20 protein-coding genes, 2 pseudogenes and 1 other annotated feature are annotated in these 17255 nt (G+C 45.1%); of the genes and pseudogenes, 6 read left to right on the top strand and 16 right to left on the bottom strand.

Annotated elements, in window-relative coordinates; translation table 11 throughout:
• Window positions 1–1779, top strand: a 1779-nt coding sequence (locus tag KF839_RS08210; RefSeq protein WP_292917353.1) for a RelA/SpoT domain-containing protein, incomplete at its 5' end; no start/stop codon positions are given.
• A gap of 40 nt (window positions 1780–1819) precedes the next feature.
• Here KF839_RS08210 and KF839_RS08205 read toward each other — a convergent pair.
• Entirely contained in the window at window positions 1820–2224 is a 405-nt protein-coding gene (locus tag KF839_RS08205) for a DoxX family protein (protein ID WP_292917352.1), read from the bottom strand.
• A 91-nt stretch (window positions 2225–2315) separates the two neighbouring features.
• Window positions 2316–2840, bottom strand: coding sequence for a hypothetical protein (locus KF839_RS08200; protein ID WP_292917351.1), 525 nt, complete (start codon window positions 2838–2840; stop codon window positions 2316–2318).
• A 100-nt stretch (window positions 2841–2940) separates the two neighbouring features.
• Between KF839_RS08200 and KF839_RS08195 the strand changes: the two genes are divergently transcribed.
• Together KF839_RS08195 and KF839_RS08190 are read left to right on the top strand one after the other, a co-directional pair.
• A complete protein-coding gene (locus tag KF839_RS08195; protein WP_292917350.1) occupies window positions 2941–3273 on the top strand; it encodes a type II toxin-antitoxin system RelE/ParE family toxin in 333 nt (110 codons plus the stop codon).
• Window positions 3263–3565: a helix-turn-helix transcriptional regulator gene (locus KF839_RS08190; protein WP_292917349.1), complete on the top strand. Its 303-nt coding sequence runs from the start codon at window positions 3263–3265 to the stop codon at window positions 3563–3565. Before KF839_RS08195 ends, KF839_RS08190 begins: the two co-directional genes overlap by 11 nt.
• Before the next feature lie 15 nt (window positions 3566–3580).
• Here KF839_RS08190 and KF839_RS08185 read toward each other — a convergent pair whose 3' ends face one another.
• Window positions 3581–4009: a hypothetical protein gene (locus KF839_RS08185; RefSeq protein ID WP_292917348.1), complete on the bottom strand. Its 429-nt coding sequence runs from the start codon at window positions 4007–4009 to the stop codon at window positions 3581–3583.
• Between the two features lie 198 nt (window positions 4010–4207).
• On the opposite strand from KF839_RS08185, the pseudogene KF839_RS08180 reads away from it, so the two are divergent.
• Window positions 4208–5421 (top strand): annotated as a pseudogene (locus KF839_RS08180) (IS3 family transposase).
• Window positions 4486–4602: a sequence feature (AL1L pseudoknot), on the top strand. It overlaps the preceding pseudogene by 117 nt.
• A gap of 1 nt (window position 5422) precedes the next feature.
• Here KF839_RS08180 and KF839_RS08175 read toward each other — a convergent pair.
• The 3 genes and pseudogenes from KF839_RS08175 to KF839_RS08165 form a co-directional block, all read right to left on the bottom strand.
• Entirely contained in the window at window positions 5423–5668 is a 246-nt protein-coding gene (locus tag KF839_RS08175; RefSeq protein ID WP_292917347.1) for a hypothetical protein, read from the bottom strand.
• Window positions 5665–5913 (bottom strand): hypothetical protein, encoded by a 249-nt coding sequence (locus KF839_RS08170; protein ID WP_292917346.1) that lies wholly within the window; start codon window positions 5911–5913, stop codon window positions 5665–5667. Before KF839_RS08170 ends, KF839_RS08175 begins: the two co-directional genes overlap by 4 nt.
• 49 nt (window positions 5914–5962) lie before the next feature.
• Window positions 5963–6258: pseudogene (locus KF839_RS08165) on the bottom strand (transposase); the annotation flags it as partial.
• Between the two features lie 41 nt (window positions 6259–6299).
• Here KF839_RS08165 and KF839_RS08160 point away from each other — a divergent pair.
• Window positions 6300–6563, top strand: coding sequence for an EAL domain-containing protein (locus tag KF839_RS08160; RefSeq protein WP_323802055.1), 264 nt, complete (start codon window positions 6300–6302; stop codon window positions 6561–6563).
• A gap of 178 nt (window positions 6564–6741) precedes the next feature.
• Here KF839_RS08160 and KF839_RS08155 read toward each other — a convergent pair whose 3' ends face one another.
• The 10 genes from KF839_RS08155 to ccmA form a co-directional block, all read right to left on the bottom strand.
• The gene (locus KF839_RS08155) at window positions 6742–7209 is read right to left on the bottom strand and encodes a peroxiredoxin (protein ID WP_292917345.1); all 468 of its coding nucleotides are present in this window, start codon (window positions 7207–7209) and stop codon (window positions 6742–6744) included.
• A gap of 8 nt (window positions 7210–7217) precedes the next feature.
• Window positions 7218–8567: a c-type cytochrome biogenesis protein CcmI gene (ccmI, locus tag KF839_RS08150; protein ID WP_292917344.1), complete on the bottom strand. Its 1350-nt coding sequence runs from the start codon at window positions 8565–8567 to the stop codon at window positions 7218–7220.
• A complete protein-coding gene (locus tag KF839_RS08145) occupies window positions 8564–9064 on the bottom strand; it encodes a cytochrome c-type biogenesis protein (protein WP_292917343.1) in 501 nt (166 codons plus the stop codon). The genes ccmI and KF839_RS08145 overlap by 4 nt, the downstream gene beginning before the upstream one ends.
• Before the next feature lie 30 nt (window positions 9065–9094).
• Window positions 9095–9625 carry a DsbE family thiol:disulfide interchange protein gene (locus tag KF839_RS08140; protein WP_292917342.1) on the bottom strand — a complete coding sequence of 177 codons (531 nt, stop codon included), beginning with the start codon at window positions 9623–9625 and terminating at the stop codon, window positions 9095–9097.
• A complete protein-coding gene (locus tag KF839_RS08135) occupies window positions 9622–11676 on the bottom strand; it encodes a heme lyase CcmF/NrfE family subunit (RefSeq protein WP_292917341.1) in 2055 nt (684 codons plus the stop codon). The genes KF839_RS08140 and KF839_RS08135 overlap by 4 nt, the downstream gene beginning before the upstream one ends.
• Window positions 11677–11749: 73 nt before the next feature.
• The gene (gene ccmE, locus KF839_RS08130; protein ID WP_292917340.1) at window positions 11750–12199 is read right to left on the bottom strand and encodes a cytochrome c maturation protein CcmE; all 450 of its coding nucleotides are present in this window, start codon (window positions 12197–12199) and stop codon (window positions 11750–11752) included.
• Window positions 12200–12208: 9 nt separating this feature from the next.
• Window positions 12209–12346: a heme exporter protein CcmD gene (gene ccmD / locus KF839_RS08125; RefSeq protein WP_292917355.1), complete on the bottom strand. Its 138-nt coding sequence runs from the start codon at window positions 12344–12346 to the stop codon at window positions 12209–12211.
• 32 nt (window positions 12347–12378) lie between these two features.
• Window positions 12379–13122 carry a heme ABC transporter permease CcmC gene (ccmC, locus tag KF839_RS08120; RefSeq protein WP_292917339.1) on the bottom strand — a complete coding sequence of 248 codons (744 nt, stop codon included), beginning with the start codon at window positions 13120–13122 and terminating at the stop codon, window positions 12379–12381.
• Window positions 13123–13345: 223 nt separating this feature from the next.
• Complete coding sequence (gene ccmB, locus KF839_RS08115; RefSeq protein WP_292917338.1) at window positions 13346–14005, bottom strand: heme exporter protein CcmB; 660 nt, start codon at window positions 14003–14005, stop codon at window positions 13346–13348.
• A 7-nt stretch (window positions 14006–14012) separates the two neighbouring features.
• The gene (gene ccmA / locus KF839_RS08110) at window positions 14013–14627 is read right to left on the bottom strand and encodes a cytochrome c biogenesis heme-transporting ATPase CcmA (RefSeq protein WP_292917337.1); all 615 of its coding nucleotides are present in this window, start codon (window positions 14625–14627) and stop codon (window positions 14013–14015) included.
• 169 nt (window positions 14628–14796) lie between these two features.
• On the opposite strand from ccmA, the gene KF839_RS08105 reads away from it, so the two are divergent.
• On the top strand, window positions 14797–17244 hold the full coding sequence (locus KF839_RS08105; RefSeq protein ID WP_292917336.1) for a sensor histidine kinase: 2448 nt from the start codon (window positions 14797–14799) through the stop codon (window positions 17242–17244).
• Window positions 17245–17255 lie beyond the last annotated feature (11 nt).

The raw sequence follows: 17255 nt of genomic DNA, 5'->3' as shown, positions 1-17255 counted from the left end.
TATGTATTGAGTGAAAAGCCGAGACAGGCTGTCGTTGAGGGTGACGGGGCATTCACACGCCTTTACGAGGAAGGTCACGCATCCCAGCCTTTCCTGAAAGACAGCGGCAACAAAATAGCCGAAACCCTGCGCCGGGATTTTCCGGGCATCCTGGGAGAAGCCACTTTCGATCAAGGACCCGTTAAGACCTGGGATCGTACCGCTGCAAAGCTGGCCAGCGATACTCAGCCTGGCCTTGATCTTTTAAAAGCAGCAGACATCACAGATATTGCGCGTGGGCGCATTGTGATCGACACGCCGGAACAAATCCGTTCCATTCGTGAAGTGTTGGCCGACCCCGAGAAACGTGCGGCGCTTGGTATTGTGGAGACCAAGGACCGTTTCGCTGTCCCCAGCGCTACACATTACCGCGACATCAATATGACCGTGCGTCTGGAAAACGGCCATCTGGCGGAAATCCAGATCAATCAGCGCGACCTGCTGGCGGCAAGCGAGTTCACGCATGATGCGTATGAAGAAATGAATACGCTGGATAAAAGAACTGTCCTTGAAAATCGGCCCTTAACGGCTTTGGAAAACGAGCAATATGCTCGTCTGAGGGATTTCACACGCGACGTTCACGATTACGGCGCAGCGAAGGTGCCGGGGCTTGACGATCTACTGAGCGACAAAGGACGGAACAGACTGCATGCCGATTATGCCGACCGCCTTAAATCCGACCCCGCATTTCGCCCCGGCGTGACGATAGAAGCCGATACCCGTTACGGCGTGCCGTTCGTGCACCGGGCCGAAGCTTATGGCGGCGAGGGATACAAGGGTCTGGCGCGGCAATATGGTGTGGAGCCGGAACGGCTCGCGGTGGACACATCCGCTCTGGAACGACCTACGGTCCGCTGGGACGCATCGACACAAAGCGTTATTACTATAGACCCGCAACAGCTCTCCGACATGCTGGAACGCCAGGGCATCGCGCCGCAACGATATGCCGAGCTGGGCGCAAGCCTGAAAGTCGAAACTCCGAATGGCCTGAAGAATGCCGCCGAAAGCCTTGCCAATTTTGGGAGGAAGGCCGGGCCAGTGGTAGGCGTTGTCATTGGCGGACTGGCAGGCGCGTTCGCGCTGGCGGCGGGCGGATCGAAAGCCGAGGCCGCGCAAGTGGTTTACGAGGCCGCCGTGCCCTATGGCGAGACGCAAATCGACCTTGCACACGGCGATCTGAACGCAGCTGAAAAATCGGCCACGATTGAAACGGCGTCCAATATCGGCTCTTTGGGTGGAGCCGCAGCCGGGGCGGCCATCGGCACGATGATCATGCCCGGCGTCGGAACAACTATCGGTGCCGGTATCGGTGCGCTGGGTGGCGGAGTCGGCACTGGCTATCTCACGGAAAAAATCTATGACAATTATGCGCAAATCAAAAGCGGAGCCGTTCAGTTTGCCGATGAAACTGCTGAGAGTTTGACAAACTCCGTGCAAAAAACGAAGCAATTTCTGACAGGATGGTTCGACCGCAAACCGGCGCTGGACGCACAGGCAGCTTTTAACACCCTGCCAAGCAGCGTTACCCCTGATATGCCGCCCGAGGTTGCAGCCCTTGTCGAGGTTAAAACATCCCGAGAGCTTTTTTCGAAACATTTCGCCGAAATCGAGAAACATGGCGGCTTGCATGAAGTGCAGGTTTATATCAAAGATCACCCTCAGAATGCCGAGCACAGAACACTTATTTCCGAAGAGCGATCCATACACTACTCACACTTACCCATGCCGGGATTGAGATAAGGTAAATCCCTCCGCAGTTTATCAGTAAGTTCGCAAACGTTTAATCAGGCTTAACGGCCAATCTGCCGCTTCCCAGAAAGAATACTGCAAGTCCTGTCAGCATGAAGAAAACCTGCAACTCCAGCGCATATCCACCGTGATCGGTAAATGCGAATAATTGACTGCGATGCGCCAGCACGATTGCAAATATCATATTACCGAAAACAAGCAACCCGCCAAGCCGGGAAAAGATTCCCAGAATAATCATCAGCGCGGCGACCACTTCTCCCAGATAAACTCCGTACGCTAAAGCCTGGGGTAAATCCATGCTGGTAAGCTGTTTGCCGATAAAATCGAGAGAGCCTGGATTGAGTACCTTATGGACGCCATGAAATAGCATCAGTACGCCGACGGTGAGGCGCAATGTTAATTTACCCAGTGCATCACTTTGAAATGGAAGATTCATAGTATTTTTCTCCTTTGAACGGTAATGTCATAAACCCCAATAGCATACTGCGCTTGATCCACCTGTTGCTATATATACAGATGCTCGGAAATTATACGCATTCGTTCGTACCAGAACCGGGATAAGCAAAATCTCTCTGTAATTTTTCAGCGAGCTTATCAAACCGGTATCTCTCCACTTCATGAATATGGCCATGGCATTTGCCGTGAACGGGAAAGATTTTTTTAATGCAACCTTCAAAATACTCAGGATTGTTCACTTTACACTGCCTGCAATCTGGAACATGCGGAAACTCGGCATTTCTGACCTCGCGATAAATATCGCTTGAATCGTCAGGCAGAATATTACCGGCACACAGCCGCAAATAGCAGTGATGATGCTTTTCGATGTGAGGATATTTGGTCTTGCCAGTGGTAAGCAATTGATCACAGGCCAGGCACTTGTTTCCCCGATGCATCACTTCGTCATGGAACACTTGATTTCTGAGCGCTCCTTCGGCAAAAAGCTTCCACTGCGTCTCATGGTCTTTGTAAATGGGCAGTACATGGCGCTTGCGTACTCTGGGGACGAGAAACAGCGGTAGCCGTTTCTTCTTTTGGAAGAAAGTCCTGATCATTGGTTTATCTTTCTGCTAGAGGTTGCTGGGTTGGTGTGGAATAAGCCAGTCATTCGAATGACTGGCTTGACTATTGTTATCATATTTGATAACTTTAATTATGACATGGACGATCACGTTCTATAACGAGAAGGTCGAGGCGGAAACGCTGGCATTGCCACCAGGAATTCTTGCCAATTTCCTGCGTATTGCGGAACTCATTCAGGAATTCGGCCCCGATCTGGGACGACCCCATACTGCCCCGTTAGGCAAGGGATTGTTCGAAATCCGCGCCAAAGGACGTGAAGGCATTTCCCGGTCGGTGTTTTGCGCCGTCAGAAACAAGGAAATCGTGATTCTGCTAACGGTGATCAAGAAGGACAATAAAATACCGAAACATCATATGGAAACGGTACAAAAACGACTGAAAGAGGTACAAAGCGATGACAACTAAACGCCCGACATTCGATAAATTTCAGCAAACGGCTTTACAAGATCCCGAAGTCAGAGCCGAATACGACGCACTCTCAATGGCATTCGAGATGAAACGCCAGATGATTGCCTTGCGTAAAAAGGCCGGTGTAACGCAAGAGCAGATGGCCGATCTGCTGGGTACCAAAAAAAGCAATATCTCCCGATTGGAAAGCTTGCACTCGAATGTCTCGCCAAGACTCGCTACCGTGGAGGATTACGCCCGTGCACTCGGTTATTCGGTGAAAATCCAATTTGAGCCGCGTATTCACTGAATCTTGCTTGTGCCGTTACATCGACAGATTGTAGTCATTGTTCTGATTGAGTGGTTGCTTATTCTGCCGATGAGATTTCTGTTCGAATTGTTCCTGAAGCCGGGATTTCATTTCAGGCGATAACGCTGAAAACATCACCGTTTTCAGGTGATCGATTTCCTGGTTCCGGTCCTGCCGCGCATTCCTGATATTCAGTTGCAAAGCACGGCGCTCTTCCAGCTGGCGCTGAATCAGATCGTCCCGCTGTTGCCTGTCGCGTATCAATGCCTGCCAGGCTTCCCGTTCGTTTTGATCCATCACTTGGCCATGTTGTCCGGTCAAACGATCCCACAGGCCCCGGATGCCTTTGTTCAATCGAGCTTGCCGGTCTTCGCTTTCCTGTTGCCAGCGTTGCTTCTGTGTATCAGCAAGATTATCCCGCTCGGTTTGATACCGCGCTTTCATTCTTGTTTTCTGTTCCAGCAGTGGTTCCATACAAGTGTGGCTGTGCTTTCGGATTTCGGCAGTGAAACTTTGCATCCGCTCAAGAAGCTGCTTATCAATATTTGCTTTTGTTTCCTCCACGCTGGGAAGCTGTGCGGGATCACCGAGCTGAATCGCCCCGGGTTTTCCGGAGATAAAATGATTTGAGAGGAGGGAAAGATGAAAGATCAAATCAGTTATTCACCGGAAGTACGGGAACGAGCGGTAAGATTGGTATTTGAGCAGCAAAAAGAGCATGAATCGCAATGGTCGGCAATCAAATCGATTGCATCGAAGATTGGCTGCACAGCAGAGACATTGCGGACCTGGGTAAGAAGAGCGGAAGCGGATCAGGGAATTCGGGGAGGTATGTCGACATCGGATCGTGAACGGCTCAAGGAATTGGAACGGGAGAACCGGGAATTAAAGCGTGCTAACGAAATATTGCGTAAGGCATCGGCTTATTTTGCGCAGGCGGAGCTCGACCGCTGATCGAAATGATGGTGGTTGTTTGTGAAAAAACAAGGCGGAATACGGGGTCCAAATTCAATCTGCAGACAAGCTGAATTGCCCCATCGAGTTATTACGAAAATAAAAGGCGTGGGCGAGATCCGGATTTGTTGCCCGATCGCATCAAGCGGGACATGAAGCTAGAACTGGAAATACAACGGGTTTGGGAAAGCAACTTTCGGGTTTATGGCGCCCGCAAAGTATGGCGTTGTTCAGAAGGCATTTGGTGCTTGCTCGCTGCGGTCGAGCGATTGATGAAGCACCTTGGGATACAAGGTATCCGGCGCGGCAAGAAATGTTGGACGACTGTTGCGGATGATTCACTCTATCGGCCAACCGACAAGGTTAACCGGCAATTTACAGCAACCCGACCCAATCAATTGTGGGTGGCAGATATTACCTATGTTGCAACGTGGTCGGGATTTGTTTATGTGGCTTTCCTCATCGATGTTTTTGCCCGTTATATTGTTGGTTGGCGTGTTAGCCGGTCATTGCAAACCGATCTGGTGCTCGACGCACTGGAACAGGCATTGTGGGCGCGTCGGGAAATCAAGGAATTAATTCATCACAGCGACCGCGGCTGCCAATATTTGTCGATTCGCTATACGGAACGTCTGGCTGAAGCCAATATTGAAGCTTCTGTTGGCAGTGTCGGAGATTCTTATGACAATGCACTGGCCGAAACAATTAACGGATTATTCAAGACCGAGGTTATTCGGCATCGCGGCCCTTGGCGTAATATCGACGATGTGGAGTTTGCCACTTTGGAATGGGTGGATTGGTTTAACAATCGCCGATTACTGGAACCGATCGGAAATATTCCGCCAGCAGAATTTGAAATGGCATATTATCGACAACCAGGGGAGTCAACCGACACGGTTTGACTCAAGACAAATAGTCTCCGGAAAACCCGGGGCGATTCAAGGTTTCACCTGCCGGAAACGCCAAAGGAACAAAAGCCTGGGTTGTCGATGGCCGGTGCGATGCTTGTTGTTTCCAGTCTTGTACAAACCGTTGTACGGGACCATAGGAGCCTTGATAGCCTTCGACCTGCAAACATTCATACAGACGTTGTGCAGTCCTGCGTTGGCGTCTAGGCAGCTTCGCATCAAACTCTAACCAACTGATCAATTGTTGTTTAAAAGAACCCAGCTTCGGTGTCGGCTGAATTTACGCTGGTAAACGGGTTTGTTTCCTGACTCTTTAATGCCTTCCGCACCGTCTGCCGGGAAGGGTCCAGCAGCAGCGATCTTGCTGATACTTTCTTTATTTATAAATAACATCGCCTGATTTCGGCTATTTGCTCCATGTCTATCACTCCAGGGTTCTCCGGATAAATACCGGATTCTTTCATTAACAAGCTGGAAACTTTTCAATGTTGATTCCAGCTCTTCCCTGGTAATTTTTGCATGTTGATTAACACTGTTTAGCCATGACGCGCCGCTGCCTGGGCGCTACCACTTTTTTTCGAGCGCCTCCTTGCGTAGCTCGGATTTTAGCCGCTCTTCGGCATACATCTTTTTCAACCGCCGATTCTCCTCTTCTAGCTCTTTGAGCCGGGCTATCATCGATGCATCCATACCACCATATTTACTGCGCCATTTGTAAAATGTCGCATTGCTCATGCCATGTTCACGACACAGCTCAGGTACCGGCACCCCTGCCTCTGCCTGTTTGAGTATCGCCATGATCTGGCTGTCACTGAATTTCGATTGCTTCATCGCAGAATCTCCTCTCCATAAAGTACTAGAAAATTCTACTTTTGACTCCTGTTATTTTCTGGGGGGACTACCATTCCGCTATTACCGCTGCCATTATTGCAATGGCACATAGCTTGAATATGGATGTAATAGCAGAAGGAGTGGAGACAGACGAACAAGTAGCTATCTTGACACAACAAGGTTGTAAGCGTTTCCAAGGATATTATTTTTATCGACCGCAATCAGCTCTTGAAATTGAGAATAATATCTTCAAGAAAATACTGGAAAATTCGCCGCAGGTTAGGAATTGCGCAAGCGATTCCTGAGTTATAGTCAAAAATCTGGTGATTGTCAGATCGGGTCGCGACTACTCATATTAACAAATTTAACGCCATTAATAACGTGTGCTAACAAGTTATAGCCTCTTAAGTGGAACCCTTCTTCCATGAAAGAGAGTCGCCGATTGTCAATAGTTGTTTATAGCTTAAAGAATAAGAGAATTAATTAGCTTGAGTGCGCGGTAAGATATTCTAAGACCTCCCGAACATGCCCTGGTACTTTAACACCACGCCATTCTTTTCTTAGAATCCCTTGAGTATCTATAACAAAAGTGCTGCGTTCTATGCCACGAACCTGCTTACCGTACATATTTTTCATCTTCATAACATCAAATAAGCTACAAGCCGTTTCATCGCTGTCACTCAACAATTCAAAAGGAAATTGCATTTTGGATTTAAAACTTTCGTGGGATTTGACACTATCACGTGAAATACCAATTATGATGCAATTTTTTTGATTGAATGCATCCCAATTGTCGCGAAAATCCTGCCCCTCGACGGTACATCCGGGAGTATCATCTTTGGGATAAAAATAGATTATTACATTCTTACCTAGATGATCAGACAAATTAAAATCTTGCCCACCAGTTGAAGGTAATTTAAAATTTTCCACCGCTTGGTTAAGTTTTAGCATGAGATCAATTATGGAATCTGTGTGTCGATGACAATCGAAATGTTATTGTAACCCAGTTGAACTGGTTCACTAAATCCCTGAAGATCACCACTTGCAGGAACTGCTTGACCGGATTTTGAAATTCTTGCCTCAATTACAACTTCTGGGAAACTTGACATTTTCATAGTCGGTGTCATTGCCATATCATCTGTCAATGTAAACGTCGCTGGTAGATCGCTCGCTTTGAGGCGCAAAATTGCAAGCGGCATTTTAGGACCTGTTTTGGCGCGCGCAAAAATGAACAAAGTATCGTTTGGTGAAGCTTTAGCTACCAATTCAGGTTGAATCGTTACCTGACCTGAAACAGAAATCGACCCTGCCGTAGCTGCTGAGTTGTTCTTAGTTTCACTTCCAGGTTGAACAACCACAGCTTCCTCTTTAGATTCCACCATTTCGACAGATCGTGTCGATTGTTCATGACTTGTTGCTTTTCCTCCAAAGGCGAGCAATCTGGCTTCTGCAATGCTATCCTTTACGGATTTTGCCAGAGGAGAATCAGGAGGAATAGTCGTTAATAGTTTCTCCCAGTATACAGAAGCATCTTCATATTTTTCTTGTTCAAATTCCGCATGACCGGCCAGTGCCAGAGCCGGTGGGAAAAGCGGGTCAATTTTTAACGCTTCATGAAGTAATTCAGTTGGTTTTCCAGCTAAGGTTCCTTGATTCTTAAGTGCTAATGTGCGCGCATAATCACTCAATATTTGAGGGTTATTGGGGATCAGTTCGCTTAACTTTGCGTAAGTATTACTTGCTTCAGTATAACGTTCCATTGCAGTATAAGTACGCGCTAGCATTACCCATCCTTCAATGTCTTCAGGATTACTGCTTAACCTGGCTATAAGGTTTTCCAATGCTGCGGAAAAATCATGCCCCCCCATATCGGAAAGGTTATCACTGCCTCCGCCGCGATTCATATTGGTTGCACTGGCAAGTTGAGCCTGCGGTAACAATCCACGAGTATCACCAATATTCAAATACAAAAAAACAGCGGCTAACGGCAATCCAAGCGCAATAAAAATTGAAACGACTATATTTTGATATTTCTTGTTTCTCTGAGGGGTTATTGTCTCTTGTTCAACGACATCTTGCAGCATTCGCTGTTGCAGCTCCTGTTTACTTTTATCATATTGCTCTTGGCTCAAAATATCATTTTGCAAATCTCTATCAAGCTCCGCAATTTGATCCCTATATACGGTTATATTAACAGCGTCATGCTCAATATCTCTCGCAATATTTTTTTTATTTCTAAGCAGCGTTGGAATCACAAATAACAACGCTGTCACAATGAAAATTCCAGAGATAACCCAGAAAGCAGTCATACGTTTTTACCTTTATTATCTTCTTTAAGTAATGCCTCCGCTTTCTCACGCTGTGCCTGTGAAAGTAATACTTCCTCAATCTGCACTCGTCGACGTCTTAAATAAAAAATTAATGAACCAATACTGATCAAAAATAAAACAACAGGACCAAACCACAATAGAATTGTGGTTGGCTTCACCGGAGGATTATAAAGAATAAAATCTCCATAACGATCCACCAGAAATTGAACTATTTCATCATCTGTTTTATTAGCTTTGATTTGTTCTCGTATTTCGCGTCGGATATCATTTGAGAATTCCGCACGAGAATCTGAAATTGTCTCATTCTGGCAAACTAAACATCGCAAATCCATGGTTAGTTCCAGCATCCGCTTCTCTATTTCAGGATCTTCTGCGACTGGTATAGCCTCTTTTGACCATCCGATCAATGGAATCAATAAAAGTAACAAAAAAACAAAACTTACTTTTGTCGACTTACAATGTGTTAAAAATGTCATAGTAAAACAGCACCCTTTCTCTCAAATAATCTACACCTGATCTTGCAATTCTTTTATTAGAGGAAGGATTGTTTTTTCCAAAGAATCGACAGTTACTGGTCCAATTTGTTTGTGTCTGATAATTCCTTTTTTGTCTATAACATAAGTTTCAGGAACTCCATAAACACCATAATTAATACCTACTTTTCCATCAGAATCGACAATACTGATCTGATAAGGATCACCGTAACGTTTTAACCATTGTAATGCAGTGTTACGATCGTCTTTATAATTCAAGCCGTAGATTGGAACAATCCCGGCATTTGCTAACTGTACCAATAGTGGATGTTCATCACGGCAAGCCACACACCAGGAAGCCCAAACATTCAGCATCCAAACCTTACCAAGATTATCATCCGATGACATAACTTTATCGGAATCATGGAGTTGATTTAGTTGAAACTTTGGTGCTGGCTTATCAATCAGCGGTGATGGAACTTGGCGAGGATTTAATGTCAGACCGATCATTAAAAACACCGCCAGCACCATAAATGCAAACAGCGGAATCAAGTAACGCATCATATTTTACTTGACTCCGTTGCTAACTCAGCTTTATTAGTCGCAGGTGCAATAACAACAGGAGCTTCTTCAGGTAGCCGTTCAATTTCTTCGTCTTTGGTGGTTAACTGATTCTTTTTAGTTATCTTCAGACGATAACGTCGATCTGTAATTGAAGTGATTCCACCGATTGCCATTAAGATACATCCCAGCCATATCCAATCAACAAATGGTTTGTGATAGGCACGAACAACCCAAGCACCATTTGCAAGCGGTTCGCCTAAAGCGACATAAAGATCGCGGAATAATCCAGTGTCAATGGCCGCCTCTGTCATGGCCATACCCGATGCATTATAAGTACGTTTTTCTGGATACAGATTACGAACAAATTGATCGTCTTTGATAACAGCGATGTCTCCACGTACGGCCTTATAGTTTGGACCTATGACATCACTGGTACCATTAAATTGAAAAGTATAACCTCCGACTGTTACCTTACTTCCAATCTCCATGCGCACATCTTTTTCAGTTTCATAACCATTGACTAATGTCACACCGATAATAAATACAGCCACACCTAAATGCGCCAGATGCATGCCATAATAACTTCTTGATTGTTTTAATAATTTGGAAATGAAATTACCTTCACCGCTAGAACTCACGCGATGCTTGATACTTACAAATATGCAAACAATGATCCAAAACGCTAACAATAAACCGAAACTGATCATCGGTTTCCATTCACCCATAAAATAGGGCGCTATCAGTGCAGAAACGACACTCACCGCAAATGCCCAACGTAAACGCACAGCCAATGCCGGCAAACTCATTTGTTTCCATCGTGATATAGGGCCTACACCAATAAGGAAGATTGCCGGCGTCATAACAGGAACAAAAACTGCTTCAAAATAAGGAGGGCCTACTGATAGCTTGCCCAATCCAAGTGCGTCAATAATTAGTGGATACAATGTTCCCAACAACACACTGGCAGCCGCAACTAATAATAAAATATTATTCGTCAACAGCATGGATTCTCGAGAAAGCAAGTCAAATTTACCACCCAGTCCGACTTTAGGCGCACGCCAAGCAAACAGTATCAATGAGCAACTGATAACAACGACTAGGAAAACAAGGATAAAAATACCTCGTGCTGGATCGGTTGCAAATGCGTGTACAGAAGTCAAAACACCCGAACGCACCAAAAAGGTGCCCAATAAGCTTAGCGCAAATGCGCTAATAGCTAATAATACCGTCCAACTCTTAAAACTGCCCCGTTTTTCTGTAACGGCTAATGAATGAACCAAAGCAGTCCCAACCAACCATGGCATGAACGATGCATTTTCAACCGGATCCCAGAACCACCAACCACCCCAGCCTAGCTCATAATAAGCCCACCAGCTTCCGAGCATTATGCCAAATGTCAAAAATACCCAGGCTACAATCGTCCAAGGCCGAGACCATCGAGCCCAAGCCGCATCCAACTTCCCGCTTAATAAAGCCGCGATAGCAAATGCAAATGCAATTGAGAAACCAACATAGCCCATATAAAGCATCGGTGGATGAACAACCATACCTACGTCCTGCAACAGAGGATTCAAATCACTTCCTTCAAACGCTGCAGGCAATAAACGATCAAACGGATTTGAGGTAAATAACATGAACACATAAAAACCAATCGCAACAAGCCCCAACACGCCAAGCACACGTGCGACAACATCATCCGGTAGTTGTTTACTAAAAATACTGACCGCAACAGACCAACTAGCTAACATTAACACCCATAACAACAAGGAACCTTCATGCGACCCCCAGGTAGCCGCTATTCGAAAATGAAGAGGCAACTCCGTATTCGAATTCTTTGCCACATTCAATACTGAAAAGTCGCTGGTAACAAATGAATAAGCCAAGCAAAAGAACGCTATCAGAACGAATACAAATTGGCCTTGCACTACCGGTCTCGCGAGAGCAATCCAGGAGGGAATACCTCTTGCCGCACCAATTATGGGGAGTGTTCCCTGTATGATGGCTAATAAAAGAGCGAGAATTAATGAAAAGTTACCTATTTCTGGAATCATGATGTTGTACCAATTGAAAATTTTTCAGGATTTAAAAAAGAAATTCCCAGAGGTAATAATCTACCTTGAAAAACTATTGTATGAGAGATGCTTTTTGTGCTTTTGCTGCTTTCTCTAAAGCTTCAGCAGCCTCAGGCGGCATGTAGTTCTCATCATGTTTAGCGAGAACCTCATCAGCGAGAAATACACCTTGGTTCGATATTTTTCCTTGCGCGACAACACCCTTACCTTCCTTAAACAAATCGGGCAAAATGCCAGTATAGACAACCGGGATTGTTTCTGCGGTGTCAGTAATCGCAAAGTGTACAGTCGTTGATCCATCTTCACGCTTCACACTACCATCCGCAACAAGACCGCCGATACGGAAACTTTTACCTATGGGCGCCTCTTTAGCAACAACTTGTGTCGGACTAAAGAAAAATACCAGATTACTTTGAAATGCATTCAATACTAAGACTGATGCAATTCCTAACGCAGTTACGCTAGAGGCAATAATTACAAGCTTTTTATGACGGGGTTTCATTTTTAGTCTCTATTTATTCAAGTCGTGAATGTGACCGTATTGTTTTTCCAAAGTTCTACGTCGATTTGAAATTAACAAAACTTCAGCAACGATACAAAGAAATACCACCGCATACGAACCCCAAACATAGAGCCCATATCCCCCCATTGAGAAAAACTCCGACCAACTCGACCAGTTCATTAAACAGCCCCCTTCTTTTGTAATTCTGTTACCCAAGCTGAGTGACTCTCTCTTTCCAGGATAATAACGCGCACTCTTTTTAATATGACTGCAATGGAGTACATCCAGCTTGCTAGTACCATAACAAGCATCCCCGTCAACATCGTCGATGCCATTGCGGGTGCTTGATTAATACTTACAGATGCTCCCTGATGCAGAGTATTCCACCATTGAACCGAGAAATAAATAATCGGAATATTAACTACGCCGACAATTGCGATGATCGCCCCCGCTTTATCAGCCCGGCGTGGATCATCAATCGCTGCCTGTAACGACATAAAGCCAATATACAAAAAAAATAAAATCAGTTCCGAGGTTAACCGTGCATCCCATACCCACCACGTACCCCACATGGGCTTGCCCCACAGGGCGCCGGTCCATAATGCTAGAAAAGTGAACATAGCACCAGTCGGTGCAATCGCGGTTGCGAACATGGAGGATAGTCTTGTATTAAAAGCCAACCCTATTGCGGCCCAGAAAGCCATCACCACGTAAAGAAACATTGACATCCAAGCAGCCGGCACATGAATAAAAATAATCCGATAAGCTTCACCTTGCTGAAAATCTGTAGGTGCCACAAAGAAACCGATATAAAGCCCCGCTACCAAAAAAATCACCGCAGCTATGACAAAGATTGGGATCATTTTTCCTGCAAGTGTATAAAAACTAGCAGGGGACGAATATTTGAACCAATTGATCGCCATTTTATATATTAACAACCTTTATAATAAATTTTAATTCTATCTATAACTTACCCTAATTTTGCAGCGGCTCATTCTATACCAAAAAGTAAAAATCAAAAATTGCTTTCTTTATCTGCACGCTTTACAAATAGAATATTTTAGAAGAAAACAGACAAAAAAGAATATGCTGCTTTTTAAATAGCGCTCTTATAAACCAATCAATGGTTCATCATCGTTTTTCATCTTATTCTAAAGAAACTCGTAGCGACGCAGCCGCCGCCCATGGTGCAAAAACAAGTGAAGCCAGCAGAAATGCGCCAATCAGTGACAAATGCGCATCAAATGCAATACCGGCCATATTTGCTTCAACCGCGCCTGCTCCAAAAATCAGGATTGGGATGTATAGTGGCAACACTAAGAGAGATACCAATACACCCCCGCCTCTCAATCCAAGTGTCAGGGCGGCACCTATGGCTCCTATCAAACTCAACACGGGTGTCCCCAGCAATAATGCGCCTGTTAACACAAGTAATGCGTCAAACGGCAAATCATATTGAATACCTAGAACGGGCGCCATCAACACGAGTGGAACACCCGACACTATCCAGTGCGCAAATGCTTTACCAAGAACAAGAATCGATAATGATTGCGGCGATAACAGCATCTGCTCCAACGTTCCATCCAAATAATCATTAGAAAACATTCTACCGAGCGACAGCATGGATGCTAACAAAGCTGCTACCCACACTACTCCGGGCGCCATTGTTCGAAGCAAATTCATCTCCGGTCCGACACTTAGCGGAAATAAGCTGACTACAATAATAAAGAAAAAAAGTGTGATCAGCACATCAGATTGCCGGCGTACAGCCAATAACAAATCGCGCTTAATAATCCATATAAACATATATTTATCAAGCAAGATGCAACTGCATTTTTGAAGAAGCCGTGATATCGATTTCCTGATGTGTCGTCATCACCACAATGCCATTCTGCTGCAAATGCCGCTCCAGCACCTCCTTTATCAACTGAACGGCAGCCACATCCAATGCAACCAGAGGTTCGTCCAAAATCCATAATGTAGTTTTACAAACGAGCAAGCGCGCCAACGCCACACGACGACGCTGACCTTGCGACAAAACTTTTACCGGTAAATTATCCCTACCGCCCAATCCAATAAAAGCAAGTGCCTCAGCCGCTTGCGAAAAGCTTATCTCAACACCGGCCAACGCACTCGATATGCGTAAATTCTCACTAACAGTAAGATCATCTTTTGTACCGCTTAAATGGCCGATATAGGTCATATCAGAAAAATATTCTCCTTCGAGCGAACGAACCGGTGTATTACACCAACGAATCTCACCTGCAGCAGGATTAGATAAACCACACAACATTCGGAGCAGACTGGTTTTTCCACTGCCATTAGGACCGCTCACTTGCATTAAGCAACCTGCTTCGACAGAAAAATTAATATCTCTAAACAACTCACGGTCCCCGCGAACGCAAGCGAGGTTAATCCCTTGCAACATGATTTTTATCATTCGATGAAATAAAAAGCTATTATACCGTATCGATGAGATTCATAGCATTGTAGATCTTCGAAGCACTCACCGAGTGGTAACTAGAATGTTTAATTTCTCTTGTAGCTTACTGTAAACGCATTCAGTCGATATAAACCGGACATCCAGGGAGGGCATCTTGCTTTTTATTCGCGACAACCGCAAGATCAGTATTATTGGCGGATTATTATTACTAGGTCTTACACTCACAACTGGTATCGCAGTGTATAGCGCCATGCGGCAGCAAATTGAATCCGTGCTTGGCCGAGGATTGAGTGTGGCTTTGCAAGGCAAAGCACTATTGATTGAAAGTCAAATCCAAAAAGGACTTGAGAATACCCACACATTGACACTTCGTCCTTTTCTAATCCAGTCGATACAACAACTTAATGCGCAATCAATAAACAGCAGCGCTTTGCAGGATTTGGAGCGTAATGTTCATTCTTTACCAGAGGCTGGTTTTACAGCTGCAGTTGTTCATGATCAGCGAGGCAACGTGCTGTCGAAAGTCGGTCGCTTTTCAGACCGGCAAGCACAATCCATTCCTCTCAATAAATTTCAAGACACCTACATCATCTGGGATAAGCAGTTTATTTTACGCACCACGATGGATGTTTTTGATCAAGACAAACAACGAATCGGCTCGATCACAACCGAAATAAAATTGCCGCAACTAACCCGCAGATTCAGCGAAATAAGATCGATTGGCAAAACCAGTGAATTCATCCTATGCGCCCCTCCGGCATCAGGTGATCATGAAATGGCTTGCTTGATCAGTCAGATTGATGGCGTGAAATTCGCGCATCTAATGCGTATTACTGAAGTTGGCACTTTGCCGATCAGCTTTGCGCTCAATGGCGAAAGTGGTGTGATTGCGGTCAGAGACTATCGCAACGTGCCGGTCATTGAGGCATACGCGCCATTGCGTCAGATCGGTCTTGGCATCATCCTAAAGCTGGATGAAGATGAATTGTTCAGACCGATCAATGAACAACTTAGAGTCATTATCCTTTATCTTGCCGGACTGATTATCGCTGAAATTCTGCTATTAAACTGGTTTGTGCAAAAATTGATCAAATCGGAACGCGAAGCACGTGGTGCCAAAGAAATTGCCGAACAAATTTCCCTTGAACTCAGCCAAAAAGAAATAGAACTTCGCGAGCGCCTAAAGGAAATTACATGTCTTTATGAGATACGGCGTGGTTTCACACTGGATTTGTCGGAGGAAAAGGTGTGTCAGCAGATTATTGAGCATCTGATTCCAGCCATGCAGTACCCGGAACAGACTGCTATCATAATCGAGCTAAATGGCAAACGTATTGTTTCCCATGCTCAAACTCAAAACTTTACGCATGGATTAGAATCGAAAATTTGGGTCATTGGCAAAGTATGCGGTCAGTTAACTGTTTTATCTTCAAACGACAAGCCATTTTTCCATCAGGAAGAACAAAAACTGATCGATTCCATTACCAATGATCTTTCCAGATGGCTGGAACGCAAACAAGTTGATGAGCTATTGCGTGAACGCCTGAAAGAAATCACTTGCCTTTATGAAATTCGGCGAGGCATCGGTATGGAATCTTCGATTGATAGCGTATGCCATAATATTTTTGAGCATCTAATACCGGCGATGCAATTCCCGGAAATAGCAAATGCCGTAATCGAATTGGATGGCTGGCGTTTTCCCTCTGGGAATTTTGATCAGGTAATAAATCGGCAATTTCCATCTAAAACCAAAATTGTCAGCAGAAAGCAGCATTCCTGGCGCGCAGAGCGGGATCCCGCTTGTACATGCTGGTCTTCAATCACTGTCAATGGCAAAGTACGCGGCCAATTGCGTGTATACTATCCTAACGATAAACCATTCCTCATGCTGGAGGAGCAAAAACTCGTCAATGCAGTCGCAAGTGATCTGGAAAGTTGGCTTGAACGCAAACGGCTGGAACAAGCGATCGTACTCATTGCGGAAGAACAGTCGCATACAATCGGGCAGGAATTGCATGACAACCTCGGTCAGCAAATTGCCGCAATCAGTTATCAAGCAAGAGCCTTAGAAAAACAGATTGCAACCATTGGAAATTCGAATATGGCGGAAATTGCTGCTGCAATTGCTTCACAAGCACAGATCTCAGTCATTCAAATCAAACAGCTTGCACAAGGATTACTTCCATTTGAATTAGAAACCAATGGCTTGATATCCGCGCTGCAAAAACTTGCGAATCGGATTTCAACGACTTATAACATCGTATGCGATTTCTCAAGCAGAAATGATCCAAACGTTAGCGACGAAATTGTAGCGCTCAATCTTTATCGGATTGCACAAGAAGCAACCAATAATGCAATTCGTCATGGAAAAGCGCAGCATATTGAAATATCATTAACGCTTGACGGCGGCATACTAAAGTTATCAATTGCAGATGACGGTAGCGGTTTCCCTGTAGCGAATCTGACGCCCGATACAATCACAACATCAGGAATGGGAATAAAAATCATGCAGTATCGCGCAAGACAGCTAGGCGCCAAGTTGGACTTCCTCTCTCGCGCCGAAGGCGGCACGGAAGTTCGTATTGAAATGCAAATAGGATAAATCTCTCAACC

Source organism: Nitrosomonas sp., from assembly GCF_019635155.1.
Lineage (GTDB): Bacteria > Pseudomonadota > Gammaproteobacteria > Burkholderiales > Nitrosomonadaceae > Nitrosomonas.
This window is presented reverse-complemented; position numbering and strand designations above follow the sequence as displayed.